This is a genomic window from Dietzia sp. B44, from assembly GCF_014145245.1.
GTDB lineage: Bacteria > Actinomycetota > Actinomycetes > Mycobacteriales > Mycobacteriaceae > Dietzia > Dietzia natronolimnaea.
Genome location: NZ_JAALEF010000139.1, coordinates 1 through 4,238, shown reverse-complemented (window position 1 = coordinate 4,238; position 4,238 = coordinate 1). Strand labels below are relative to the sequence as shown.

General features: G+C 70.3%; 5 protein-coding genes and 1 pseudogene. All 6 read right to left on the bottom strand.

Annotation, left to right across the window (positions count from 1 at the left end; all coding sequences use genetic code 11):
• The coding region (gene ruvC / locus G6017_RS05570) for a crossover junction endodeoxyribonuclease RuvC (RefSeq protein WP_182616322.1) at positions 1-503 on the bottom strand (503 nt) is incomplete at its 3' end.
• Between the two features lie 59 nt (positions 504-562).
• Positions 563-1,315, bottom strand: a complete 753-nt coding sequence (locus G6017_RS05565; protein WP_182610072.1) for a YebC/PmpR family DNA-binding transcriptional regulator — start codon at positions 1,313-1,315, stop codon at positions 563-565.
• Between the two features lie 81 nt (positions 1,316-1,396).
• On the bottom strand, positions 1,397-2,014 hold the full coding sequence (gene pdxT, locus G6017_RS05560) for a pyridoxal 5'-phosphate synthase glutaminase subunit PdxT (RefSeq protein WP_179525380.1): 618 nt from the start codon (positions 2,012-2,014) through the stop codon (positions 1,397-1,399).
• On the bottom strand, positions 2,011-2,928 hold the full coding sequence (locus G6017_RS05555; RefSeq protein ID WP_179525381.1) for an acyl-CoA thioesterase: 918 nt from the start codon (positions 2,926-2,928) through the stop codon (positions 2,011-2,013). The genes pdxT and G6017_RS05555 overlap by 4 nt, the downstream gene beginning before the upstream one ends.
• Positions 2,929-2,935: 7 nt before the next feature.
• Positions 2,936-3,841 carry a pyridoxal 5'-phosphate synthase lyase subunit PdxS gene (gene pdxS, locus G6017_RS05550; protein WP_182610073.1) on the bottom strand — a complete coding sequence of 302 codons (906 nt, stop codon included), beginning with the start codon at positions 3,839-3,841 and terminating at the stop codon, positions 2,936-2,938.
• Between the two features lie 95 nt (positions 3,842-3,936).
• Positions 3,937-4,238, bottom strand: a pseudogene (locus tag G6017_RS05545) (NUDIX hydrolase); the annotation flags it as partial.

Here is a 4,238-nt window from a genome sequence, read left to right as displayed (position 1 = left end):
TGGGCGTCGAGCGCGGCCACCCGGCCCTGCATGGGCGCCCGCCAGCTGTGGCAGACCGCCAGCGCCAGGGCGTCCGCGGCGTCCGCCGGGCTCGGGGGCTTCTGGAGGCCGAGGATCCGCGTGATCATCAGGGTCATCTGCTTCTTGTCGGCGCGACCGCTGCCCGTGACGGCGGCCTTGACCTCGGAGGGGGTGTGGAACGCGACCGGGATGTCCCGGTACGCCGCGGCCATGGCCACGACCCCGGCCGCCTGCGCCGTGCCCATCGCGGTGGACACCTGGTTCTGGGCGAACACACGCTCGATGGCCACCACGTCGGGCCGGTGAACGGCCATCCACTCGTCGGCCACCTCGTGCACCGCCCGCAGGCGACGCTCGAGCGGTTCGTCCGCACTCGTCCGCACCACGTCCACGTCGAGAGCGGTGACGGCGCGGCCCGGTGCCGTCTCGATCAACGCGAGACCGCACCGGGTCAGCCCGGGGTCCACTCCCATGACGCGCATCGAACCTCCGCCGACCAGTGGTAGAACCTACGTTCGAGACCCTACCAGCGACGCGGCCGTCAGGAGTCCAGGGCCGCCAGCACGTCGTCGGGGATATCCACGTTCGAGTAGACGTTCTGGACGTCGTCGGAGTCCTCGAGCGCGTCGATCAGGCGGAAGATCTTCCCCGCCCCCTCGGCGTCGACGGTGACCTCGACGGAGGCCCGGAAGCCCGACTCGGCCGAGTCGTAGTCGATCCCGGCCTCCTGGAGCGCCGTGCGGACCTGGACGAGGTCGGTGGGTTCGCAGATGACCTCGAAGCGGTCGCCGAGGTCGTTGACCTCCTCGGCCCCCGCCTCGAGCACCGCCATCAGGACGTCGTCCTCCTCGAGCTCGCCCTTGTCCAGGACGATCTCACCCTTCCGGGCGAAGAGGTAGGCCACGGAGCCCGGGTCGGCCAGGTTGCCGCCGTTACGGGTCATGGCCGTGCGGACCTCCATGGCCGCGCGGTTGCGGTTGTCCGTGAGGCACTCGATGAGCATCGCCACGCCGTTCGGGCCGTAGCCCTCGTACATGATCGTCTCCCAGTCGGCGCCGCCGGCCTCCTCGCCGGCGCCGCGCCGCCGCGCGCGCTCGACGTTGTCGCCCGGGACCGAGTTCTTCTTGGCCTTCTGGATGGCGTCGAACAGCGTCGGGTTGCCGTCGGGGTCACCGCCACCCGTGCGGGCCGCCACCTCGATGTTCTTGACGAGTTTGGCGAAGAGCTTGCCGCGCTTGGAGTCGATCGCCGCCTTCTTGTGCTTGGTGGTGGCCCACTTGGAATGGCCTGACATGGGGAGTTCCGCCCTCCGGGGTGTCTGGGGTGAGGCCTGGATGACCTCCGGGTGACTTACGGGTGTCGCTGACGGCCCACTCTACGAGGTCGCCGCCCTGACCATGTCGAGGAAGTACCGATGGACGCGCACGTCGTCGGTGACCTCGGGGTGGAACGAGGTCGCGAGGGCGTTGCCCTGGCGCACCGCGACCACGTGATCCTCGCCGTCCGAGGCGCGGACGCCGGCGAGTACCTCGACGTCCGGTCCCACCGTCTCCACCCACGGTGCCCGGATGAAGACCGTCCGAAACGGGTCGGGGCCGAGGGCGTCGACGACGAGGTCGGCCTCGAACGAGTCGACCTGCCGCCCGAAGGCGTTGCGCCGGACGGTCATGTCGATGGCGGAGAACCACGTGGCGTCCGGGCGGGTGTCGAGCACCACGGAGGCCAGCAGGATCATCCCCGCGCACGAGCCGTACACGGGCATCCCGCCCGAGATCCGCTCGGACACCGGCTGGTACATGTCGTACACGTCCAGTAGGCGGCTCATCGCGGTCGACTCACCGCCGGGCAGCACGAGCCCGTCGACCGTGTCCAGCTCCGATCGGCGGCGCACGGTGACGGCCTCCGCCCCGACGGTCTCCAGGTGGCGCAGGTGTTCGGCGACGTCGCCCTGGAGGGCGAGCACGCCGATCCGGGGGCGATTCGCCGCGCTCACCTGTGGTCCCCGCGGGAACCGGCGTCCCCGCGGGCGGCTGCGGTGCGGTCGGACCCGGTGCCCGACAGGTCCACAGGGAAGGGCTGCGCCCCCTCCCGGAGGCGACGCGACAACCCCTCCTGGGTGACCGCCGCGACGAGGCGCCCCGTCCGGTCGAAGATGCGGCCCTGGGTGAGGGCCCGGCCGCCGAAGGCGGACGGGGACGTCTGGTCGTACAGCAGCCAGTCGTCGGCCCGGAACGGGCGCAGGAACCACATCGCGTGGTCCAGGGAGGCGTCCTGGGTGGGCTCATCGGGGTGGATGACCTTGGCCGAGCTCAGCAGGGTCATGTCCGACATGTAGGCGAGCGTGCACACGTGGAAGTTGGGGTCGTCCGGCAGTTCGTCCACGCACCGGAACCACACCCTCTGCTGTGAGGCGATCTGCGAGGATCCGCGGAGCTTGTCGGGCGGCACCATCCGGATGTCCCACTGCGCCCACTCGTCCACGAAGACACGGTGGGTCTCGTCCAGGTCCTCGTACCGCGGCGCGGGGATCTCCTCGGCGTCGATCACGTCGGGAATCGGGTCCTGATGCTCGATCCCCTCCTGGTCGCGGAGGTGGAAGGAGGCCGACATCGAGAAGATGGGCTCGCCCTCCTGGATCGCGGTGACCCGCCGGGTGGCGAAGCTCCGACCGTCCCGCAGCCGGTCCACCTGGAAGACGGTGGGAGCCGACGGGATCCCCGGCCGGATGAAGTAACCGTGGAGCGAATGGACGTGCTTGTCGTCGTCGACGGTGCTGACCGCGGCGGTCAGGGTCTGACCGGCGACCTGGCCGCCGAAGGTGCGCTGCAGGTGGGTCTCGATCGGGTGACCGCGGTAGAGATCGCGGTCGATGCGCTCGATCGCGAGGATGTCCTCGATCTTGGCCACCGGTGGGTCACCAGCCCCGCTCGGCGAGCCGGTGCGGCTCCGGGATGTCGTCCACGTTAATGCCCACCATGGCCTCGCCCAGGCCACGGGAGATCTTCGCCAGGGTCTCCGGGTCGTCGTGGAAGGTGGTGGCCTTGACGATCGCCTTCGCGCGCTCGGACGGGTTGCCGGACTTGAAGATCCCCGAGCCGACGAACACGCCCTCGGCGCCGAGCTGCATCATCATCGCGGCGTCGGCGGGGGTGGCGATGCCGCCGGCGGTGAACAGCACCACGGGGAGCTTGCCGTTGCGCGCCACCTCCTTGACCAGGTCGTACGGCGCCTGGAGCTCCTTGGCGGCCACGTAGAGCTCGTCCTCGGGCAGGTTCTGCAGGCGGCGGATCTCCTGGCGGATCTTGCGCATGTGCGTGGTGGCGTTGGACACGTCACCCGTACCTGCCTCGCCCTTGGAGCGGATCATCGCCGCGCCCTCGGTGATGCGCCGCAGCGCCTCGCCGAGGTTGGTGGCGCCACAGACGAACGGCACGGTGAACTCGAACTTGTCGATGTGGTTGGCGTAGTCGGCCGGGGTGAGGACCTCGGACTCGTCGACGTAGTCCACGCCGAGCGCCTGGAGGATCCGTGCCTCGACGAAGTGGCCGATACGGGCCTTGGCCATCACGGGGATGGAGACGGCCTCGATGATCCCGTCGATGAGGTCGGGGTCGCTCATCCGGGCGACACCACCCTGCGCGCGGATGTCCGCGGGGACCCGCTCGAGGGCCATGACGGCCACGGCGCCGGCGTCCTCGGCGATCTTCGCCTGCTCGGCGGTCACGACGTCCATGATGACGCCACCCTTGAGCATCTCGGCCATACCTCGCTTGACGCGTGCGGTTCCGGTGGTGTTCTCGGTGGACTGCGGCTCGCTCACGAAATAGGCCTTTCCTGGCGTCGATGACTCGTAGTAGGCGTCCAGTGTAGGTCGCCCTGACCTCGGTTCCCCAACCGCCGCCCCACCGCGCCGGGTCAGCCTCCCGCGTGTGGGTGGTCGACGAGTTCGACGTAGTCGGGCATCGGGGCGCGCCCCGCGAGTCGGAGCGCCCTGACGGTCCCCTTCTCGCGCAGGGTCCTGGTGTCGCGGACCGCGTCGTTGTAGAAACTCCGCGCCATCGCGACCCTGTCGGACACGTCCTCGAGTTCGGCGGCCAGGTCGACCGGCAGCACGGCGACGTCCAGCCCGGCCAGCAGGGTGCCGAGGGTGTTCTCCGCCCTCTCGGCGTCCGGCGCACCGTCGTCCGCGGGCGGGCCGGGCCGGGCCGGGTCCGGGT